The organism is Vibrio inusitatus, from assembly GCA_024346935.1.
GTDB lineage: Bacteria > Pseudomonadota > Gammaproteobacteria > Enterobacterales > Vibrionaceae > Vibrio > Vibrio inusitatus.
On sequence record AP024878.1, the window covers coordinates 1,307,321 to 1,328,290 of the forward strand.

Below are 20,970 nucleotides of genomic sequence, written 5' to 3' on the forward strand. Positions count from 1 at the left end.
GAATAATGCAAATATTTTTTAATAAACGTCTACTGCTGATAATCACCGCTTTTGTGGCACTGTCTTCTGGTATTGGGATACTGGTATACAAACTGTGGAGTGCAGAACAGCAACCTCTATTGACCATAGACGTTCTCAAAAGTGAGGTTGATGATACTTTTGAGCCGGTATTGCCTGGACCCAGAATTAATTTCCCCGACGACTTTAGGGTACACCCAAAGTTTCAGCATGAAGTTTGGCGATATATTGCCATGCTTGATGATAGCGAAGGGAATGAATACCTCGTGCAGTGGTTTTTATTTCGAATCTCTATGTCTGAAGATGAGGGAACTGGCTGGGAGTCGCCACAAATCTACACTTCTCAAGCGATTGTTACCACACCAGATCAAGTGTTCCGTGACCAACGATTTGCAAGAGGTGGGATAGGCTTGGTTGGCATGCGCCAGCGCCCGTATCAGCTCTCTATTGATAATTGGTCTTTACGTTCTTTTTCTGGTTCTCCAATGCCGGGTCAACTGTCTATTTCATCGGATCAATTTGATATTAACCTTGCCAATGAACTCGACACGCCCTATGTCCCGCTGGGAGAAAATGGATATCAGGTAACACATGAGCTGATGTCGAGAGCGTTCTATGGATACACAGCCCCCTATGTTCAAAGTACTGGTACATTGACTATAGGCACTCAAACTATTGAGGTGTCAGGCAGTGCTGTGTTTAATCAGGTATGGGGGACAGACATCATTGGTCAGGACCAAAAAGGCTATAACCAGTTTATGTTTAGGCTTCAAGATGGAAGAGTGTTATCCGTTACTAAAACTCGTCATCAAGGGGATATGGATTCCTATCACTATGGCAATATTTATACACCTGACGGCGGTCATGTGGCACTTAAGACTGATGAAATAGAGATCCATGCAATAGGCAGTAGCACCTTAAGCAATGGCAAAACCCTACCTTTGCAATGGGTGGTGAATGTGCCTGACTATAATATTTTTCTAACGGCTAAGACTTCGCGTCTTGAGCAGTGGGTAAATCTGTCAATACCGTCATGGTCAGGTCGAGTTGAAGCCTCAGGGAGTATCAACGCTACCGGTTACCTTCAGTTGATCGGCTACTGAGTTATTGGTCTACGCTGTATAGGCTAGCCTGCCTAGACTAAGGCTAGTTTTGCTAGATTACTTTTGTATTATTTTAGTATCTTAGGGGCTTTATTTTGCCTTTAATTATGGTTCAACTATGATAATTCTGCCTGATAGTTCGTATATTCCGAAGTAATTGGTATATAGAATCGAATTTTGTTTATGGTAGTAATAGGTAGACTATCTGCCACTTAGTTGTGTGATTCTAATCACAAATGTATAGGTTTAAATATGAGTCAAATGCTAAAAGATTTTTTTAAGCTGGAATCAGCTGGAGGCATAATTCTTGTTATCGCAGCTGCGCTAGCAATGATTGTGGCGAACTCTCCTCTTAACGAAGCTTATCAAGGCGCTCTGCATTCTTACGTGTTAGGGATGTCTGTTGAACATTGGGTCAACGACGGTCTAATGGCGCTATTCTTCCTACTGATCGGTTTGGAAGTAAAACGTGAACTCCTAGAAGGAGCTCTAAAGTCTCGTGAAACCGCTATCTTCCCTGCTATTGCAGCGGTAGGTGGTATGGTTGCACCCGCTTTAGTTTACGTACTGTTTAACATGGGTAATGCGGATGCTCTAGCAGGTTGGGCTATCCCAGCAGCTACAGATATAGCCTTTGCTCTAGGTATCATGGCATTGCTTGGTAAACGCGTGCCAGTAAGCCTAAAGGTTTTCCTACTAGCGCTAGCTATTATTGATGATTTGGGTGTTGTTGTTATTATCGCTCTGTTCTACAGCAGTGATCTTTCTACAACAGCCTTGGCTATCGGCTTTGCGATGACAGGCTTGCTGTTCTACATGAACCACAAGAAAGTGACTCCACTGAAATGGTACCTATTAGTCGGTGCGATTCTTTGGTTCGCGGTTCTTAAGTCTGGTGTACACGCGACACTAGCCGGTGTTGTAATTGGTTTTGCTATCCCTCTTAAAGGTAAAAAGGGTGAGCGCTCTCCATTGAAACATCTAGAACACGCTTTACATCCTTGGTCTTCGTTTATGATTCTACCAATCTTTGCTTTTGCCAATGCAGGTGTATCACTAGAAGGTATTTCACTGTCGACATTAGGCACTGCACTACCAATGGGTATCGCTCTTGGTCTGCTTATTGGTAAGCCTCTAGGTATCTTTAGCTTTAGCTGGTTAGCGGTTAAAGCGGGTGTAGCTAAGCTTCCTGAAGGTATTGATTTCCGCCATATCTTCGCAGTATCAGTGTTATGTGGTATCGGCTTCACTATGTCGATGTTTATTGCATCACTTGCCTTTACTGGCGCTAATGCAGACTTCAATACTCACGCACGATTGGGTATCCTGATGGGCTCAACTCTAGCTGCTGTGATTGGCTACTTCTTGCTGAGCATATCGCTCCCAAAGAAGGTAGAGGCTGAGAATAACGCTTCAACAGTGGAAGCTCAGTCTTAATAGTAAAATTGATAAGTAGAAAGGGAGAGCTGTAAAGCTCTCCCTTTTTTTATGGGTAAATTTTGGATAAAAAAAAGCCCAATCAAGTCGGACTGGGCTTATACAAAACATAGGAGTCAAAAGAAATAACAGTGGTCGTAATCAACAGTAAAAAATCGAATTTGTTTCAAGCTAATCCATACTGCTCTGTTGCTTACATAATATAAGACTGGGACTCACCAAAAGAGTTCAATTAAATTTCTATTTTTCTTCTGATCATTTCTAATTATTTCCTTCAGTTTCTTAACACACTGTTTTTTAAGACGTAAATCTTCCTCGATGCGCTCAAATTGTGATCTGGTCAGATCTCTTTGATTTTTGTTGTTGCTTTCATGTTGCGCTCTTGTTAAATTCAAACGCACGTTTAATACGGGTGATTGAATATGGGCGCAGGACTTGACACAAAACAAAAGATTATTGAGGTCGCTGAGTCTTTGTTTGCAGAGAAAGGCTTCAAGGATACGTCTTTGCGTGCTATTACCAGCCAAGCTAACGTCAACCTTGCGTCGGTGAACTATCACTTCGGCGATAAAAAAACGCTGATCAGGGCAGTATTAGATCGGTATTTAGAGGAATTCATGCCGTTGCTGGACCGTGAACTTGAATCATTAGATTTACGTTCGCAGGTAACAATGACCGATGTTTTTTATGCGCTAAAAAGCCCCTTAACCAATCTTGATAAAGAGTTTAATCGGGGAGCTAGTCGATTTTTGCTACTGGTAGGGAGAGGTTATAGCGATGTGCAAGGTCACCTTAGGTGGTTTATTACAACGCGTTATGGGCATGTTTTAGACAGGTTTACCCAGGCTGTGATTCAAGCCAATCCGAATCTAGATAAAGAGAAGTTGTTTTGGCGATTGCATTTTACCTTAGGCACCTGTGTTTTCACTATGGCCTCAAGTGAAGCTCTATTAGATATCGCCAATAGTGAGTTTGAAATAAATACCGATGTCGAAGCAATGTTCGACCAGATTGTGCCATTTTTGGCCGCGGGAATGTGTGCAGATTAAAGATTAACCATTAAGGGAAGGGGAAGGTTATGACTTCATATAGAAGGAAATGGGTTAGTGATCCAGCGTTTAAAATGTTCAAGAAAGTATTGCCACCACTATCAGATACAGAAAAAGAGGCAATGGAAGCGGGGAGTGTTTGGTGGGAAGGCGACTTGTTTTCCGGTTCGCCAGATTGGGAAAAACTGCACGCTTACCCTGAACCAACCTTAACCGCCGAAGAGCAAAGTTTTGTCGATAACCAAGTAGAGACTCTTTTGGATATGATTGATGACTACCAAGTCGTCAAAAAAGACAGAGACCTTCCTAAAGAAGTATGGGATTACCTCAAGAAAGAGAGGTTTTTCGCTTTAATCATTTCGAAAGACTATGGAGGTCGAGCATTTTCTTCCCTTGCTAACTCTACCATAGTAACCAAAATTGCTTCTCGAAGCCTAAGTGCTGCTGTGTCGGTCATGGTACCTAATTCCCTTGGACCTGGTGAGCTCCTGTCACATTATGGTACTGATGAACAAAAAAATTACTGGCTTCCGCGACTCGCCGATGGCCAAGATATCCCATGCTTTGCATTGACGGGACCAGAAGCTGGATCCGATGCGGGAGCGATTCCTGATAGTGGCCATGTCTGTTATGGGGAGCATAATGGTGAGACAGTATTGGGCATTGAGCTAAGCTGGAATAAGCGATACATCACCTTAGCACCGGTCGCAACCGTATTGGGTTTAGCATTTAAGCTCCAAGACCCAGAAAACCTATTGGGTAAGGGCACGGATCTTGGCATTACTTGCGCACTTATTCCAACCTCTCACCCAGGCGTGGAAAATGGCGAAAGACACGATCCTCTTGGGCTTGCGTTTATGAATGGACCGACCCGTGGTGAAAAGGTATTTATTCCGATTGATTGGCTTATTGGTGGCGCAGATTACGCCGGTAAAGGCTGGCGTATGCTAGTTGAATGTCTATCAGCAGGTCGAGGTATTTCATTGCCTGCTCTTGGGGCGGCTGTGGGACACTTAACGGCTAGAACAACAGGTGCATATTCACTGGTGCGTAAGCAATTTGGTTTGTCTATCGGCCGTTTTGAAGGCGTGGCGGAGAGTCTAGGTCGAATAGGCGGGTTAACGTATTTACTAGAGGCAAGTCGCACCTTAACTACTACAGCTCTTGATAGCGGAGAGAAACCGGGCATTGTGACGGCAATAGCTAAGTATCATATGACCGAAATGGCTCGCACTATTCTAGATGACTCTATGGATATCCATTCGGGTCGTGCTATTCAACAAGGGCCAATGAACTACCTTTCACACCATTACTACGGTATCCCAGTTGCGATAACGGTAGAGGGTGCCAATATCCTAACTCGGAACCTGATGATATTTGGTCAAGGGGCAACACGTTGCCATCCTTATGTATTAAGCGAGATGGAGTTGGCTTCAGAGGCAGATACAGATAAAGCGGCAGGTAAATTTGATACTTTGCTGTTCAAGCATATAACCCACGCTACCAAAAACAGTTTAGGTGCTTTAGGTGCAGCCTTAACGGGTTCTCACCTTATTTCTTCTCCTGTAAGCGGTAAAACAAAACGCTACTACAAACACATGACGCGATTAAGTAGAGCGCTTGCTGTAAGTTCTGATTTTGCGATGCTGACTTTAGGTGGAGACCTCAAACGCAAAGAATTGATCTCAGCGCGCCTAGGTGATTTGCTGAGTTACTTATATTTGGCTTCTGCTGCGTTGAAGAAATATCATGACGAGGGTGAACAGGAAAAAGATCTAGCGTTTGTTCAGTATGCTGTAGAACACTGTTTGCACAACGGCGCGAAGGCATTGCAACAGGCGTATAATAACTTCCCTGTGGGTTGGGCAAAATATGCGATGAAGGCGTTGGTATTCCCTATTGGCAATCATTTTCAGCCACCTAGTGATGCAGTGACGCTGAAAGTGGCTCAGCTGTTAATGGAGCAGGGCGAACATAGAGAGCGCTTAACTAAGCTTTGCTATGTGAGTGATAAAGAAGACGATGCCGTTGGTATTATGGAGAGAGCATTTGACGCAATGTTGTCTGTTGCTCCTATAGAGAAAAAGGTTACCAAAGCGATTCGTGATGGACGTATTGATAAGAAACAACCCTTGCTGCAAAAGCTTAGCTTAGCTAAAGAGTTAGGGATTTTATCTCAAGAAGAGGTGAATAAAGTGCTTGAAGCCGATAAGTTGCGTTACCGCGCTATACAAGTCGATCACTTTAGTCATGACTTTGAGGAGGTACTTACCGATAGACCTTCGGGCATTCGTCCAGTAAATAACGACGCTGCGTAATTTAAAGCATAAAAAAATCGCGCCTAGGCGCGATTTTTTTATCTGGGTTCTAGCTTAGAATTTTAAGCTGACTTGCATACCAATAAACTGTCTGTCGTATGGTGCGCCAGCATCTAAGGCAAAGACAGCGGCGTCTTGATAACCAAACCATGGATTGGTTACAAAGTTTGCTTCTGTGTCTCCTCCCCACGCATCTGTTATCCAGTAGTGAATTTTACCTACAGGGTTTAAGAAGAACAGAGAAATGTTACCCATAGTTTCAGAGCCCAAAACACGGCCTCCACTTGCTAAGATATCTTGTTCGCCCTGCAGCATAAGTTCACCGACCACAGCACCAAAAACGGGTGTTACAAAAAGGTCCTGCCATGATGGTACTTCTGCAAATGCTTCTACACCGTATTCCCAAAAGAAAGTCGACATAGTAAAAGAGTAGGCAAATGATTCAAACTCATTAAATCCTGCGTGTCTTGCCGCGGTATAGTACACACCGCCGAAGTATGGGTGCATAACATAGTTTAGAAAATGTTCATCTCTGTCCCATGTTGGACCCGCTTTTACATTATCGACCCACTTCTCGCCTAATTTACTGAGGTCTCTATCATCATCTTCCCATTTAGTGATACTTTCGGGAAGAAGTGTCATAAGGCCAACAGTCGCTACACTCAAACCTAAAATTGTGTAGGTTTGTTCCGCAAGATAGTCCCAGTCACGACCATCAGAGATAGTTAAGTGCATAGGCCTAGTATTCGCGTCCAACTTCAAGTCTGGCTCGTGATCATCTAATGATAATGCTGCATAATTGACAGACTTATTGGCACAATATTGATATGAGCTCTCACAGCTTGGCACATAAGAGAACTCAATATGTTTATTTGTGTCATACTCAGCAACAGCGGTAGTGCTAAAAAGGCCTAACAACGACATGGCAATTTTTTTAAACTGCACTAGATGCTCCCATGCAAAATATCTCGATCCATTTCACAATTATCTATTATTTTATGGCTAAATAAAACAGTGACTTACGATTATTACATTTTTGTTTTACAGCACGACGTAAACAATACGAAGTGTAGTTAACTTTTTGTTAATCCAAAACGGTTTATATTCAATTTTAATCTCCAAATAAAGACATTGATCATGACTCAAGAAATAAATGACAAGGCACGTGAAGTGCAAGCGCCTCGAATCGCAATGCTTAGTACGGGTGAAGAGGTGCTGTTTGGTGACATAGTCGATACCAATGCGAGTTGGCTGTCTGCCTTTTTATTTGAACGTGGCTTTCAAATGACAACTCGCACGACGGTAGGAGACTCTTTACAAGCAATTTCTGAGGGAATTTCATCGCTAGCGACAAACCATGACATAGTCATCGTGAATGGCGGTTTGGGACCAACGAGTGATGACTTAACGGCTGAAGCGGCTGCTTTATGCGCAGAGATTGAATTAGAGCTTTATGATGAGTGGATCGAACGTTTAGAGCTTATGTATTTGCAGTGGCAAAGACCTATGCCTTCATCGAACATTAAGCAAGCTATGCTACCCAAGGGCAGTGAGATTCTAGATAATCCAAGAGGCACAGCATGTGGCTTTATGGTGAATATTCATGGTGCACTTTGTTATTTTACTCCTGGCGTTCCTCATGAATTCAAGACGATGGTAGCTGAGCAGATCCTTCCTGATATTTCTCAACGTTTCTCTTCGGTGAGTCAAAAACAAGTTCATCGTATCTATACTTTCGGTTTGTCAGAGTCAGGTATAGCCAATCGAATTGAAGCTTTAAAACTGCCTGCAGATGTGTCTTTAGGCTATCGTTCGGCGTTGCCCTTCATTGAAGTTAAGATTTTCTATAGTGACAGTTCAGAACAGGTTAGTGAGTTCATTGCTAGTGTGGAACAAGAGTTGTCTTTAAATACGATCTCAATAAATCAAGACGTACGCGACTTTGCGGCTTCATTGATGAAAGAGCAGGGGCGCGGACTTAATGTGTTTGACTGTGCGACTCAAGGATATTTCCATCATTGGATTGCAGAATCTTCGCTCAAGCACGATGTTACGATTAACTCAGTGAATATTCCTACTGTGCTGAATCATTTCAAGGGTGATGATTATTTAATCACACTTGATGGCTTGTATGAGCAGTTTTCTCTCGAAAGATCAGGCAGTAACACGCTAATTATTACTAACACTCAGTCAGGTGGCGTACAGTTTATACTAGAGGTGCAGGATAAGATCCTATCCCAATCGGTTGTATTTAAAAGAGATTACAGTTTTAACGCCCGCAATATAGTGATTTCTGCTATCGCTATCGATATGCTACGCCGTCACTTAAATAATGATGAGATGTTCGCAGACTACGGTAGTGTGACTAGAGTCTCTTCCAACATAACTACGTTGTGATCTTTTCTCTATATATGACGAACTGATACAACCAGTATGACTGACGGTCTGATTACAATATAACGTTTTGTTCTAAAGGCTAAGTGTCTGTAAATTATAGAAATATTGAGGTGTTTCTAATTCAGAATAATTCACTACTTCTCTACTGTGTCACGAGGTTTATAATGGTGGCTCGCTCTTTAAAAAGAGTTGTCTCACTAACGGATAGGGAGGGTATTATGCAAAACCAATCAAGGATTGAGATCTGGTACAAAGTAGGTACGGATCAGGTGTTGCTCGGAGAAGTCGATCACTCTGATCAAATCAATTTGCTGACTATGTGGCGAAGCGTCTCTATTCTCAACCGTGCAAATCTCAATAATAGAGTTCAACAAACCGCTAATTATAGGCTCAAATTGTTTGATAACGACGGCCACTTAATGGGTAGTAAAGATGTTAGCGAAAATGACGCAGAGACGGTGCTAGGAAATAACCACTGGATGGTTCGTCAAAGTCGCAATCGCTTTGACAATACAGAAACGCCTTATACATGGGTACCTGTTGTTGCAGGTTAAGTAACTGCCTGAAAATTGAAGCGCCTAATATTAAAATACAAAAAAGCCCCAAACATTTTTATGTTTGGGGCTTTTTACTATTACTAGCTATCTAAGATGCTGAACGTATTTCTTTATGTACGTTGACATCTTCAAGCTTAAGATCTGATTTGGCTCTGCAAATACAAGGCAGGATCTCATCTTCTTTAAGATAAGCCATAGCAAAGCCAACATACTCCACTTCGCCAGAGCTAATCTTACAGCGACATGCGCCACAATGGCCGTCCCTACAGTTGTATTCAGGTTTTAACCCTGACATTTCCATAGATTCAAGAAGCGTTGTATTCTTTGAATTAACTAAGCTAGTAACCTTGTTTATCGTAACCTTATGCATTGCTTAAGCCGTTGCTACCTTAAAGTTCAAAATCTTCAAAATCGTCTGCAGACACTTCGTTATCAATTTGCCCTACAAGATAAGAGCTTATTTCAGCCTCTTGTGGTGCCACCTGAACGTTGTCAGACGATAACCAAGCATTGATCCATGGGATAGGGTTGCTGGTTGCTTCAGGGTAAGCCGCATCCAAACCAACCGCATTCATGCGAATGTTAGTAATGTATTCTACGTATTGGCACAAAATATCTTTGTTAAGACCTATCATAGAGCCATCTTTGAATAGATATTCTGCCCATTCTTTTTCTTGCTCTGCCGCTTCTTTAAACAGGTCAAAACACTGTTGTTTACATTCTTCTGCGATTTGCATGAAGCTAAAATCATCTTGTCCGTTGCGAAGCAAGTTGATCATATGTTGCGTACCGGATAAATGAAGGGCTTCATCACGAGCAATCAGCTTGATGATTTTTGCGTTACCTTCCATTAATTCACGTTCTGCAAAGGCGAATGAACAAGCGAAACTCACATAGAAACGAATTGCTTCTAGAGCGTTAACTGACATAAGACATAGATAGAGTTTTTTCTTCAATGTATGAAGATTTACATCTACGATTTCACCCTTTATTTCATGTTTGCCTTCGCCGTAACGATGGTAGTCATTGGTAGCTTGAATGAGGTCATCGTAATAGTGTGCAATGTCTTTTGCACGCTTTAGGATGTGCTCATTTTCAACAATGTCATCAAAGACAGTAGAAGGGTCATTCACAATATTTCGAATGATGTGCGTGTATGAACGCGAGTGAATCGTCTCTGAGAATGACCAAGTTTCAATCCAAGTCTCAACTTCTGGTAGAGATACTAATGGCAGCAGAGCTACGTTTGGGCTACGACCTTGAATTGAATCAAGCAATGTTTGGTACTTCAGGTTACTGATAAATATATGTTTTTCGTGCTCAGGAAGCTTGTTGTAGTCGATGCGATCGCTTGATACATCCACTTCTTCTGGGCGCCAGAAAAACGACAGCTGTTTCTCGATTAGCTTCTCGAAGATCTCGAATTTTTGTTGATCGTAGCGAGCAACGTTAACCGGCTGTCCCAAAAACATAGGTTCTTTAAGCTGGTCATTTTTGTTTTGAGTAAAAGTACTATAGGTCATCAGAACCTCAATTATTCCATAAGTTAAACAGCAAAGTAGGGGTGAGTGCGCACCCCTTCAGCTTAAAAAATTAAATCTTACAACCGCCGCCTGCGCAGTCGTCATCTTGCTCAACAACCACATCTTTTTGGTCGTCTTTAGCGCCATCACGGGTATTGTGATAGTACAGAGTTTTAACGCCCATCTTGTACGCGTTTAATAGGTCGCGAAGCAATAGCTTCATTGGTACCTTGCCACTTTCATACTTGTTAGGGTCGTAGTTAGTGTTTGCAGAGATTGATTGGTCTACAAACTTTTGCATGATACCTACAAGATTTAAATAACCATCGTTATTTGGGATATCCCAAAGTAGCTCATAGTTATCTTTATATTGTGTAAATTCAGGGACGACTTGTTTCAGGATGCCATCTTTAGATGCCTTAACTGAAACGTAACCGCGTGGGGGTTCAATACCATTGGTTGCGTTTGAGATCTGAGAAGAAGTTTCAGATGGCATCAGGGCAGTCAATGTTGAATTGCGCAGACCAAATTGCTTGATCTCTTTACGCAATGTTTCCCAGTCGTAGTGAAGAGGCTCTTCACAAATCTTATCTAGAGAACGCTTGTAAGTATCGATAGGTAGAATACCTTGAGCATATGTCGTTTCATGGAACGACGGGCATGCTCCTTGCTCTTTCGCCAGTACTACAGATGCTTTCAATAGGTGATACTGAATGGCTTCAAATGTGCGGTGCGTTAGCGCGTTACCTGAGCCATCAGAGTACTTGACGCCATTTTTCGCTAGATAGTATGCGTAGTTGATTACACCCACACCTAACGTACGGCGATTCATCGTTGAAATACGAGCTGCAGGTAGCGGGTAGTCTTGATAATCAAGCAGAGCATCAAGTGCACGAACCACTAATTCTGAAAGTTCAGCAAGATCATCTAATTCGTTGATAGCACCTAGATTAAACGCAGACAGTGTACAAAGCGCGATCTCACCGTTTTCATCATCGACGTTAGCAAGAGGTTTAGTCGGTAGTGCAATCTCAAGACATAAGTTTGATTGACGTACCGGCGCGACTTTAGAGTCAAATGGGCTATGTGTATTACAATGGTCAACGTTTTGAATGTAGATACGGCCAGTAGAAGCGCGCTCTTGCATCAAGATGCTGAAAAGCTCAACGGCTTTAATTTGCTCTTGCTTGATGCTAGGGTCGCCTTCGTATTTAGCGTATAGGCGCTCAAATTCATCTTGGTCTTCGAAGAAGGCATCATAAAGGCCAGGGACATCCGAAGGAGAGAATAGGGTGATGTTTCCGCCTTCAATTAAGCGTTGGTACATCAGTTTGTTAAGTTGAACGCCGTAGTCCATATGACGAACACGGTTTTCTTCAACGCCGCGGTTGTTTTTAAGAACCATCAGGTTTTGAACTTCACCGTGCCACAACGGGTAGAAAACAGTTGCCGCACCACCACGCACACCACCTTGAGAGCAGCATTTAACGGCTGTTTGGAAGTATTTGTAGAATGGAATACAACCTGTGTGGAATGCTTCACCGTTACGGATTTCAGAGCCTAATGCACGAATACGACCTGCATTGATGCCAATACCTGCACGTTGAGAAACGTAACGCACAATAGAGCTTGCTGTTGCATTAATAGAGTCAAGGCTATCGCCACACTCAATTAGAACGCACGAGCTGAACTGTCGAGTAGGAGTACGAACGCCGGCCATGATTGGTGTCGGTAGTGAAATCTTGAACATAGATACCGCGTCATAGAAACGACGGATGTAATCTAGACGAGTTTCTCTAGGGTATTTTGAGAACAGACATGCAGAAACCAGCATATACAGAAACTGTGCACTCTCGTAAATCTCTTTAGTTACGCGGTTTTGTACGAAGTATTTGCCTTCAAGCTGCTTTACAGCGGCGTAAGAGAAGTTGAGATCGCGTCTGTGATCGATGAACGAATCCATTAATTCAAATTCTTCGCGAGAGTAATCTTCTATTAGGTGCTTGTCGTATTTACCCGCATCAACCATTTTAGAAACTTGGTCAAATAGTGTCGGTGGCTCGTACTGGCCATACGCTTTCTTACGTAGATGGAATACAGATAGACGCGCTGCTAGGAACTGATAATCAGGAGTCTCTTCAGAGATCAGATCGGCTGCTGCTTTGATGATAGTTTCGTGGATATCTGAGGTGGTGATTCCGTCATAGAACTGAATCTGTGATTTCAGCTCAACCTGAGAAACAGAGACATTATCTAGGCCTTCTGCAGCCCAAGTGATCACGCGGTGGATCTTTTCTAGATCTATCGCTTCTTTGCGTCCGTGACGCTTTGTGACGGTAAGTTTTTGATTCATTCTGTTAGATATCCATAACATCAATGGTTAAAGCCACATTTTTAAACTTTGGCAGAAAAATATTAACGGCTTTGTGATCCATATCTACCTCTTTCGTGAGGTAGAAACACTACATATAGGGGTGTTCCCTTTAACGACTTACAAGATAGTGCGGTTGGGGGGAGTTTTCAAGTTTAAGCGCAAGAATCTTCTGTGGATAAACCGTGTATGGAATTTTCTCTGTTAGCGTTCACTTACTTATGAGTTTATAGGGAAATTGGCTTGGGGTTTTGCACAGCTTGTGGGTGACTTAAAATCAAACAGGGTTAAAAAAAAATTTGCTTGATCTTTATCAAAGAATTGGATCGATTACTGCTGAAAAAATGCTCCGCTCAAACGAAGAACAACTTGCTTAAAAACTGAATAAAAGTCGGGTTACTTCTGCTCAAAATGCTCTCCGTTTAATCAAGCATCAAACCGGAGAGCAAATCAGAGTAAACTGCTACGCTTTATCCGCTTTTTGAGTATGCACAATGTAATTAATGTCCACATTACGCCCTAAAGCGTAAGTATCGAATAGTGGGTTGTAGGTCAGGCCCGTAATCCCTTTTTCTTGAAGTGGAGTGGTATCCACCATTTTTATTAGTTCAGAAGGCTTTAGGAACTTGTTGTAGTCGTGTGTGCCTTGTGGGAGTAACTTCAATACCTTTTCTGCGCCAACAATCGCGAACAAGTAAGATTTCAGATTGCGATTGAGGGTAGAAAAGAAAACATGACCACCTGGTTTCACAAGGGCTGCGCAGGAAGCGATCACCGATTGGGGGTCTGGCACATGCTCTATCATCTCCATACAGGTGACGACGTCGTATTGTCCTGCATGGGTAGCAACGTGCTCTTCTACAGTCATACGGATGTAGTCAAGCTTGGCGCCTGTTTCTAACGCGTGGAGTCTGGCGACTTCCAGTGGCTCACGTCCCATATCAAGGCCTGTAACCTGGGCACCCTCAAGAGCCATACTCTCAGCAAGAATTCCACCACCACAACCGACATCTAGTGCTTTCTTTCCAAACAAGCCGCCAATAGAGTCTTGAACGTACTGCAATCGAAGAGGGTTAATTTGATGCAGTGGTTTGAATTCCCCCTCTTTGTCCCACCAACGAGACGCCATGTCCGCAAATTTTTTGATCTCGGCAGGATCGACGTTTTTTCCTTGTTCCATAGTCACTACGCTTTTAGAAATTTTCCACATTATAACCCCAACTATTCATCTAATGCATTTGCATTAACGTCGATGAGATGTCTGTGGCCATCTACAAGTCGAACTGATTGTTTTTTAAACCATAATTGATGATTAGTTTAAATTATGTCCATCTAGGCACGAACGTACGTCACACAGGGGGGATCTGATAGTGAAAGTAATGCAGAATCCTCGAAATTTGTGTTATATTTTTTTATTCTTATAGGAATCGAAAAGACGATCTAATAATAGAGGGATAATGGCTCTATGAGCGATCTAGCGAAAGAGATCACACCGGTAAATATTGAAGACGAGCTTCGAGGCTCGTACCTTGACTACGCGATGTCCGTCATCGTGGGCCGTGCATTGCCTGATGTACGAGATGGCTTGAAACCAGTACACCGCCGCGTTTTGTTCGCGATGAATGTATTGGGTAACGATTGGAACAAGCCTTACAAAAAATCAGCGCGTGTCGTTGGTGACGTAATCGGTAAATATCACCCACACGGTGACAGTGCGGTTTACGACACTATCGTTCGTATGGCGCAGCCTTTTGCATTGCGTTATATGCTAGCGGATGGCCAGGGCAACTTTGGTTCTATCGATGGTGACTCTGCAGCGGCAATGCGTTACACCGAAGTACGTATGTCTAAAATTGCTCATGAGCTGCTAGCAGATCTTGAGAAAGAGACAGTCGATTACGTACCTAACTATGATGGTACAGAACAAATTCCTGCAGTACTGCCAACTCGTGTACCTAACCTTTTGGTTAACGGCTCTTCGGGTATCGCAGTGGGCATGGCGACCAACATTCCACCGCATAACCTAACAGAGGTTATTGATGGTTGTCTGGCGTTCATCAAAGATGAAGACATCACTATTGATCAGTTGATGGAATTCATTCCTGGTCCAGACTTCCCGACAGCTGCGCTTATTAGCGGTCGCAAGGGTATTGTTGACGCGTATCACACGGGTCGCGGTAAGGTTTACATGCGTGCTAAAACTGATATCGAATCAGATAGCAAAGGCAAAGAAACTATCATCGTTACTGAGATCCCTTACCAAGTTAACAAGGCTCGTCTAGTCGAAAAGATTGCCGAGCTTGTAAAAGACAAGAAAGTTGAAGGCATCAGTGCGCTTCGTGATGAGTCTGATAAAGATGGCATGCGTATCGTTATTGAATGTAAGCGTGATGCGGTGGGCGAAGTTGTTCTAAATAACCTTTACGCGCATACACAGCTGCAAACGACTTTCGGCGTTAACATGGTTGCTCTTGATAAAGGCCAGCCAAAACACTTCAACCTTAAAGAAATGTTGAAGGCGTTTGTTGATCACCGTCGTGAAGTTGTCACACGCCGTACTATTTTCGAACTGCGTAAAGCACGCGATCGTGCTCATATTCTTGAAGGCCTTGCTTTAGCACTGGCTAACATCGATGAAATCATTGAGCTTATTCGTAAAGCACCGACACCAGCGGAAGCAAAAGCGGGCTTGGTAGCACGTGGCTGGGATCTAGGTCTTGTGTCAACGATGTTAGAGCGCACAGGCACTGATGCTGCACGTCCTGAGTGGTTAGAAGAACAGTTTGGTATCCGTGACGGTCAGTACTTCCTGACAGAGCAACAAGCACAAGCCATTCTAGATCTTCGTCTACAAAAACTAACGGGTCTTGAACACGAGAAGATCTTAGACGAATACAAAGCACTATTAGACGAAATTGCAGAGCTAATGCACATTCTTGCAAGCACTGAACGTTTAATGGAAATTATTGTAGAAGAGCTAGAAGCTATCCGTGAAAGTTACGGCGATGAACGTCGTACTGAGATTACAGCGGCTATCCATGACATCGACATGGAAGATCTTATCACTCAAGAAGACGTAGTGGTTACGCTTTCTCATGAAGGTTACGTGAAATACCAGATCCTAAGTGATTACGAAGCACAGCGCCGTGGCGGCCGTGGTAAGAGTGCAACGAAGATGAAGGACGAAGATTATATCGAACGTCTTCTAGTGGCGAATACTCACGACAACATCTTATGTTTCTCAACTCGCGGTAAAACTTATCGCTTGAAGGTATACCAATTACCGTTGGCAAGTCGTACCGCTCGTGGCAAACCGATCGTGAACATCTTACCATTGGAAGAAGGTGAGCGTATCACTGCAATTCTTCCTGTATCAGAGTTCAGTGAAGATAAGTTTATCTTCATGGCAACAGCAGACGGTACGGTTAAGAAAACGTCACTAGACCAATTCTCTAACGTTCGTAGCAACGGTTTGATCGCTGTTAACTTACGTGAGGAAGATTCTTTGATTGGCGTAGACATTACTGACGGCGATAGCGACATCATGTTGTTCTCAAAATCAGGTAAAGTCGTTCGCTTTAACGAATCACAAGTACGTGGCATGGGTCGTACAGCAGCAGGTGTACGCGGTATTAAGCTAATTAACAGTGATCAAGTGGTTTCTTTGATTGTTCCTCATAATGAAGGTGACATCTTAACCATCACTGAAAATGGCTATGGTAAGCGTACGATTATTTCTGAGTACCCTGCGAAGAGTCGTGCAACTCAAGGTGTCGTTTCTATTAAGGTTTCTGAGCGTAACGGTAGTGTTGTTGGCGCAGTTCAAACTGAAGAAAACGACGAGTTCATGGTTATCACAGACGGTGGCACGCTTGTACGAAGCCGTGTATCTGAAGTGAGCCAAGTGGGACGTAATACCCAGGGTGTTACCTTGATCCGCACCGTAGAAGGTGAGAATGTTGTAGCACTGCAGCGCATCGATGAAATCGAAGAAGCAGAGCTAACTGAAGAAGATGCTGAGGGCGCTACGTCCGAAACTATTGAATCTTCAGAAGCGACAGAGGCACCAACAGATTCTAACGATTCTGAAACTAGCGAAGAATAACGTTTTCTTTGTATAGAGAAAAACCGAGTTTTTATAGCTCGGTTTTTTTATGCCTATCGCATACAGGATGATCTTTTATGCTTCTTGCATATGGATTTAAAAATTGATGCAGGTCAAAGGCTTGAAAAGATTTCATTTAACCCAATATAAAATCTATAGTTATTGATCCTAAGGTTAGGATCGACCACATATCTAGATAGAGACAGAGTTATGGCAGAAGTAAGAGCCCGCGTACATTTAAAAGTTGGAACCAAAAGCGATATTGACGCTGAACTCCTTTCTTTTAGTGGTTTAAAAACGGAGAAAGAACATGTAGCCATGATCTTTCAGTCGGCTGATAAGACTCAAAACGCGCCTATTGTTCGCATGCACTCTGAATGTTTAACCGGTGATGTGTTTCACTCGTCTCGTTGTGATTGCGGTGAGCAGTTAGATGAAACGATTAATAAGATGGCAGAGCAGGGCGGTATCCTTTTGTATCTGCGTCAAGAAGGCCGCGGTATTGGGCTGTACAATAAAATTGATGCATACAAGTTGCAAAGTGAAGGCTTAAATACCTACGAAGCGAATAACCACCTAGGTTTCGCTGATGACTTGCGTGACTTTGAAGAAGCGGCTCAAATGTTGGTTGCACTTGGCGTTGAACGTATCCGTTTGGTGACTAACAACCCAAAAAAAATCCGAGAATTAAAAGAACATGGTATTGGCATCGATGAAGTGATTAATACTATGGCGCATCTAAAAAATGGTAACGAAGACTACCTGAAAGCCAAAGCCTCCCACGGTAAACACAACCTCGATGTATAGCTACAATTTCTGGCACTAAAATTTTTCGTTAAAATAAGGGTTGTTTGCCATACTTAAACCAGTTTTGGTATTGAGTGTTCGCTATGACCTTGTGCAAGAAAGGGACGATATGGGCAGGTTTGCTTGTCTACTTCGTCCTTTTATACCCAGCCTATTCTAAAAGTATGTTCCATACCTTGGGGTGGATTGGCTCTGCATCGTCCGTAGAGCAGACGTTTCGCTATCCACAACTCACAGAATCTATTTACTCTACCCATCGCCATCAGCTTATATGGCTGCAATCTCATGATAGACAAGTGTTTGAAGACATTATTGAATTGGTGGTATTAGCCGAGCTCAGTCCGTTTTTCGAACAGCGATTGCAAACACTTCATGAACTAAGGCGCTCTGAACAATATTACCAGTACGACTTACTCGCGACGGATTTAATGCTCGCGTTTCTCAGTTATCGCGAACTATTGAGAGAGAATAAAGATACGTGGTTATACGGACAAGGATTGCCTTCAGACTGGGCGGAGCCTCCTCCAAATATCGTTGCTGAATTTGAAAACGCGCTAGAAAAGAGTTCTTTAACTGATTTTTTAATGACCTTGGGTCCAAACTCTCAGAGCTATCGTGATTACCAATCGGCAATAGACAAAATGCAATTAGCGATTAACGACGAAATTGTGCTGTATTCCTCTGATGTTCTTATTAGGGTGGGAGACCCTATTACGGATAAACATATTTTGTTCTCTCGCCTTGAGCTTTCAGGGCTGGTCATCCCATTGTCGATAAAAGAAAAAGATTGGTATGGGAATGAATTGCGAAGCATTGTTAAGAGGTTTCAAAGGCAACACGGTTTAAACGCCGATGGGGTTATAGGGTCTAAGACTATTGAATGGCTTAATTATCCCATTGAAGATCGCATTCATAGACTGGCTTTAAACGCAGAAAGAAGTCGCTTATGGCCAATGCAAAGAAGTGCGCTCGTTGTTGTGAACCTACCGAGTTTCGATTTGAACTATTACTTTCGAGGTAAGGTTGCCTTCTCATCTAAGGTCATTGTCGGCAAGCAAGCGCGTAAAACACCGATGCTTGAAATAAAGATGGATTCGTTGGTGTTGAACCCAACATGGAACGTTCCGCCTAAAATCATGCGTGAAGATATTATCCCTATATTGCGATACAACCCTGGATATCTGAGTGAAAGAGGGATTCAAGTTATTAAAGGGTGGGCTGATCCTGTAGTGATTGATCATGGTGCTATTCAATGGAGTCGAGTCAATCCTAAAACATTTCCGTTTCGTATGCGGCAGTTATCGGGTAACTACAACGCGTTAGGTATATACAAGTTCAATACGCCAAATCGCCGCGCAATTTATCTACATGATACCCCTGCCAAATACCTGTTTGATAAACCATCAAGAGCATTTAGCTCTGGGTGTATTCGGGTACAGCATGCCGATAAGTTTGCCTACACCTTGTCCAAAACACAGGGCTTTAAAAAAAATAATATTTCACCAGTAGGGCAACAGGCGAATGCGCGTATTCCATTAAAGAGAAGGCTTCCGGTGCATCTTATTTATAAAACATCTTGGGTTGAGTCAGGACGTATCTTTTTTAGGGATGATATTTACGGATATGACACACGCCCAAAGTCCCCTAGCTTAGCGATTAAGCGATAGCTTATCTAATTGATAATGATTAAAGGATGTCAGGTTGTTTTTATAAATACGGATGGTGAGCTCTTAGCTCGCCTAGGCTTGAGTTTAGTGTTAGAAACTGTCATATTCTGCTGAAGTGTATCGAATAAAATATCCATTAAAATAAAAGGTTTTTCATGGCGTTGCAGTATCAAGTTGTTCCGGTAACCCCTTTCCAACAAAACTGTTCAATCGTTTGGTGTGATGAGACGATGAAAGGCGTCGTTATCGACCCAGGTGGTGATGTTAAGCAGCTTTTGATGATGATTGAAGAGTTGAAAGTTCAGGTAGAGAAATTAGTGCTCACACACGGTCATCTAGATCATGTAGGGGGCAGTGTAGAGTTGGCTAGAGCTTTGAACCTGACTATTGTTGGCCCACACAAAGATGACAATTTTTGGCTACAAGGCTTAGAAGGGCAAAGCCAAATGTTCGGCTTTCCTTTAACGGAAGCATTTGAGCCTAGTCAATGGTTAGATGAAGGTGACATTGTCACTTTTGGTGAGCAATCTTTAAATGTCATTCATACTCCAGGGCATACTCCCGGTCATGTAGTTCTGCATAGCGAATCAGCAAGCCTTGCGTTCGTAGGTGATGTGCTCTTTAAGGGGGCGATTGGGCGTACCGATTTCCCTAAGGGTGATTTCAATACATTGATTGACTCTATTAAGAGCAAACTATGGCCTTTAGGAAACGAAACTCGTTTTGTTCCTGGTCATGGTCCTGAATCAACGTTTGGTTCTGAGCGAGTGAGTAACCCGTTTGTAGCAGACGAAATGCCTTTATATTAGAGTATTTAAGGGAGCTAGGGCTTGCAGTCCTAGCTTCTTCGCTTTCCTGTCAACGTCTCCCTAATCACTGGTATGGCGTGATCCTGCCCAATACTTTCTCAATAGACCGACAAACTCTTCTGCATCCCTATCTAAATCGGCCGTTGAGATAAAGATGTCATAGCCCCAGTATTCTCTTTGATAGCACATCCTATGATATAGGCTTGCCTGCAATCCTTTGATGGTTTCGCCATCTTTTAATTCAACTCGAGATGAATCTAGAACTTGGTCTTGAAACAAGTGCTCTTTTTCCGTTTCTCGCGCACCTAGGTGTAAAAGAGATCTTTGCTCCAATAATAAATTAGTGATCAGTCGCGGGCAGGCTTGTTTTATAAACGGCTTTGGGTCTTTGAGCTTTATGCCGATCCATGGAAGTTCGAGGTTGTGGGTAGGTTGATGACTGCGACAGAGTCCTAAAGAGGATACGTTCTGCCATTGTACAACCCATCCCCCTTTAAAAGTATGTTGCTGAAGGTGGGTATCGGTAATAGTGAAGCGCACCACGCCCCGTTTGTAGGTGTAGATCACCATCAACAAGGCACAACCACATATTAGAAGGATACCAATACTTCCTTGAGTACCATTAGAGAAGGTACTTAGCCAAACTGAGAACAATACATAAAAGGTCAGTAATAGACCTCGACTGACTTTCCCTAGTATAAATTTTTCATTAGTTAATTGAAGTGAAGACATAGCTACCAAACTGAGGTTTAACACATCTACGAGAGTCCATGTTTAGCTGATCATTGAGCTTAGACATTAATTGATAA

At 42.8% G+C, this 20,970-nt stretch carries 16 protein-coding genes; 10 read left to right on the top strand and 6 right to left on the bottom strand.

Annotation, left to right across the window (positions count from 1 at the left end):
• Positions 1 to 5 precede the first annotated feature (5 nt).
• The 4 genes from OCU48_RS06025 to OCU48_RS06040 all read left to right on the top strand — a co-directional run bounded on the left by OCU48_RS06025 (position 6) and on the right by OCU48_RS06040 (position 5,925).
• Entirely contained in the window at positions 6 to 1,121 is a 1,116-nt protein-coding gene (locus tag OCU48_RS06025; protein WP_141344497.1) for a lipocalin-like domain-containing protein, read from the top strand.
• Between the two features lie 252 nt (positions 1,122 to 1,373).
• Complete coding sequence (gene nhaA, locus OCU48_RS06030; protein WP_141344498.1) at positions 1,374 to 2,558, top strand: Na+/H+ antiporter NhaA; 1,185 nt, start codon at positions 1,374 to 1,376, stop codon at positions 2,556 to 2,558.
• A 422-nt stretch (positions 2,559 to 2,980) separates the two neighbouring features.
• A complete protein-coding gene (gene psrA, locus OCU48_RS06035; RefSeq protein WP_141344499.1) occupies positions 2,981 to 3,607 on the top strand; it encodes a TetR family transcriptional repressor PsrA in 627 nt (208 codons plus the stop codon).
• A gap of 29 nt (positions 3,608 to 3,636) precedes the next feature.
• Positions 3,637 to 5,925 (top strand): acyl-CoA dehydrogenase, encoded by a 2,289-nt coding sequence (locus OCU48_RS06040; protein ID WP_141344500.1) that lies wholly within the window; start codon positions 3,637 to 3,639, stop codon positions 5,923 to 5,925.
• A 54-nt stretch (positions 5,926 to 5,979) separates the two neighbouring features.
• Here OCU48_RS06040 and OCU48_RS06045 read toward each other — a convergent pair whose 3' ends face one another.
• Entirely contained in the window at positions 5,980 to 6,849 is an 870-nt protein-coding gene (locus OCU48_RS06045) for a DUF3943 domain-containing protein (RefSeq protein ID WP_208727100.1), read from the bottom strand.
• Between the two features lie 213 nt (positions 6,850 to 7,062).
• Between OCU48_RS06045 and OCU48_RS06050 the strand changes: the two genes are divergently transcribed.
• Positions 7,063 to 8,322, top strand: a complete 1,260-nt coding sequence (locus tag OCU48_RS06050; protein ID WP_141344502.1) for a molybdopterin-binding protein — start codon at positions 7,063 to 7,065, stop codon at positions 8,320 to 8,322.
• A gap of 218 nt (positions 8,323 to 8,540) precedes the next feature.
• Positions 8,541 to 8,876, top strand: coding sequence for a hypothetical protein (locus tag OCU48_RS06055; RefSeq protein WP_141344503.1), 336 nt, complete (start codon positions 8,541 to 8,543; stop codon positions 8,874 to 8,876).
• Positions 8,877 to 8,967: 91 nt separating this feature from the next.
• On the opposite strand, the gene yfaE is transcribed toward OCU48_RS06055, so the two are convergent.
• From yfaE to ubiG, 4 genes are all read right to left on the bottom strand, one after another.
• Positions 8,968 to 9,249: a class I ribonucleotide reductase maintenance protein YfaE gene (gene yfaE / locus OCU48_RS06060; RefSeq protein ID WP_141344504.1), complete on the bottom strand. Its 282-nt coding sequence runs from the start codon at positions 9,247 to 9,249 to the stop codon at positions 8,968 to 8,970.
• 19 nt (positions 9,250 to 9,268) lie between these two features.
• The gene (gene nrdB / locus OCU48_RS06065; protein ID WP_141344505.1) at positions 9,269 to 10,402 is read right to left on the bottom strand and encodes a class Ia ribonucleoside-diphosphate reductase subunit beta; all 1,134 of its coding nucleotides are present in this window, start codon (positions 10,400 to 10,402) and stop codon (positions 9,269 to 9,271) included.
• Positions 10,403 to 10,472: 70 nt separating this feature from the next.
• The gene (gene nrdA, locus OCU48_RS06070) at positions 10,473 to 12,755 is read right to left on the bottom strand and encodes a class 1a ribonucleoside-diphosphate reductase subunit alpha (protein WP_141344506.1); all 2,283 of its coding nucleotides are present in this window, start codon (positions 12,753 to 12,755) and stop codon (positions 10,473 to 10,475) included.
• Between the two features lie 481 nt (positions 12,756 to 13,236).
• Entirely contained in the window at positions 13,237 to 13,953 is a 717-nt protein-coding gene (gene ubiG, locus OCU48_RS06075; protein ID WP_141344578.1) for a bifunctional 2-polyprenyl-6-hydroxyphenol methylase/3-demethylubiquinol 3-O-methyltransferase UbiG, read from the bottom strand.
• Between the two features lie 285 nt (positions 13,954 to 14,238).
• On the opposite strand from ubiG, the gene gyrA reads away from it, so the two are divergent.
• The 4 genes from gyrA (at position 14,239) to OCU48_RS06095 (ending at position 20,161) form a co-directional block, all read left to right on the top strand.
• A complete protein-coding gene (gene gyrA / locus OCU48_RS06080; protein ID WP_141344507.1) occupies positions 14,239 to 16,878 on the top strand; it encodes a DNA gyrase subunit A in 2,640 nt (879 codons plus the stop codon).
• 210 nt (positions 16,879 to 17,088) lie between these two features.
• Entirely contained in the window at positions 17,089 to 17,685 is a 597-nt protein-coding gene (locus OCU48_RS06085; RefSeq protein WP_141344508.1) for a GTP cyclohydrolase II, read from the top strand.
• 83 nt (positions 17,686 to 17,768) lie between these two features.
• Positions 17,769 to 19,352, top strand: a complete 1,584-nt coding sequence (locus OCU48_RS06090) for a L,D-transpeptidase family protein (RefSeq protein ID WP_141344509.1) — start codon at positions 17,769 to 17,771, stop codon at positions 19,350 to 19,352.
• A 155-nt stretch (positions 19,353 to 19,507) separates the two neighbouring features.
• The gene (locus tag OCU48_RS06095; protein WP_141344510.1) at positions 19,508 to 20,161 is read left to right on the top strand and encodes an MBL fold metallo-hydrolase; all 654 of its coding nucleotides are present in this window, start codon (positions 19,508 to 19,510) and stop codon (positions 20,159 to 20,161) included.
• Positions 20,162 to 20,221: 60 nt separating this feature from the next.
• Here the strand turns inward: OCU48_RS06095 and OCU48_RS06100 are convergent, their stop codons facing one another.
• Positions 20,222 to 20,893, bottom strand: a complete 672-nt coding sequence (locus OCU48_RS06100) for a DUF2982 domain-containing protein (protein ID WP_141344511.1) — start codon at positions 20,891 to 20,893, stop codon at positions 20,222 to 20,224.
• Positions 20,894 to 20,970: the final 77 nt, after the last annotated feature.

Excerpts from the sequence above, each read along its gene's own strand:
- OCU48_RS06025 (WP_141344497.1), top strand. The coding sequence starts at position 6 with ATGCAAATATTTTTTAATAAACGTCTACTGCTGATAATCACCGCTTTT.
- nhaA (WP_141344498.1), top strand. The coding sequence starts at position 1,374 with ATGAGTCAAATGCTAAAAGATTTTTTTAAGCTGGAATCAGCTGGAGGC.
- psrA (WP_141344499.1), top strand. The coding sequence starts at position 2,981 with ATGGGCGCAGGACTTGACACAAAACAAAAGATTATTGAGGTCGCTGAG.
- OCU48_RS06040 (WP_141344500.1), top strand. The coding sequence starts at position 3,637 with ATGACTTCATATAGAAGGAAATGGGTTAGTGATCCAGCGTTTAAAATG.
- OCU48_RS06045 (WP_208727100.1), bottom strand. The coding sequence starts at position 6,849 with ATGTCGTTGTTAGGCCTTTTTAGCACTACCGCTGTTGCTGAGTATGAC.
- OCU48_RS06050 (WP_141344502.1), top strand. The coding sequence starts at position 7,063 with ATGACTCAAGAAATAAATGACAAGGCACGTGAAGTGCAAGCGCCTCGA.
- OCU48_RS06055 (WP_141344503.1), top strand. The coding sequence starts at position 8,541 with ATGCAAAACCAATCAAGGATTGAGATCTGGTACAAAGTAGGTACGGAT.
- yfaE (WP_141344504.1), bottom strand. The coding sequence starts at position 9,249 with ATGCATAAGGTTACGATAAACAAGGTTACTAGCTTAGTTAATTCAAAG.
- nrdB (WP_141344505.1), bottom strand. The coding sequence starts at position 10,402 with ATGACCTATAGTACTTTTACTCAAAACAAAAATGACCAGCTTAAAGAA.
- nrdA (WP_141344506.1), bottom strand. The coding sequence starts at position 12,755 with ATGAATCAAAAACTTACCGTCACAAAGCGTCACGGACGCAAAGAAGCG.
- ubiG (WP_141344578.1), bottom strand. The coding sequence starts at position 13,953 with ATGGAACAAGGAAAAAACGTCGATCCTGCCGAGATCAAAAAATTTGCG.
- gyrA (WP_141344507.1), top strand. The coding sequence starts at position 14,239 with ATGAGCGATCTAGCGAAAGAGATCACACCGGTAAATATTGAAGACGAG.
- OCU48_RS06085 (WP_141344508.1), top strand. The coding sequence starts at position 17,089 with ATGGCAGAAGTAAGAGCCCGCGTACATTTAAAAGTTGGAACCAAAAGC.
- OCU48_RS06090 (WP_141344509.1), top strand. The coding sequence starts at position 17,769 with ATGACCTTGTGCAAGAAAGGGACGATATGGGCAGGTTTGCTTGTCTAC.
- OCU48_RS06095 (WP_141344510.1), top strand. The coding sequence starts at position 19,508 with ATGGCGTTGCAGTATCAAGTTGTTCCGGTAACCCCTTTCCAACAAAAC.
- OCU48_RS06100 (WP_141344511.1), bottom strand. The coding sequence starts at position 20,893 with ATGTCTTCACTTCAATTAACTAATGAAAAATTTATACTAGGGAAAGTC.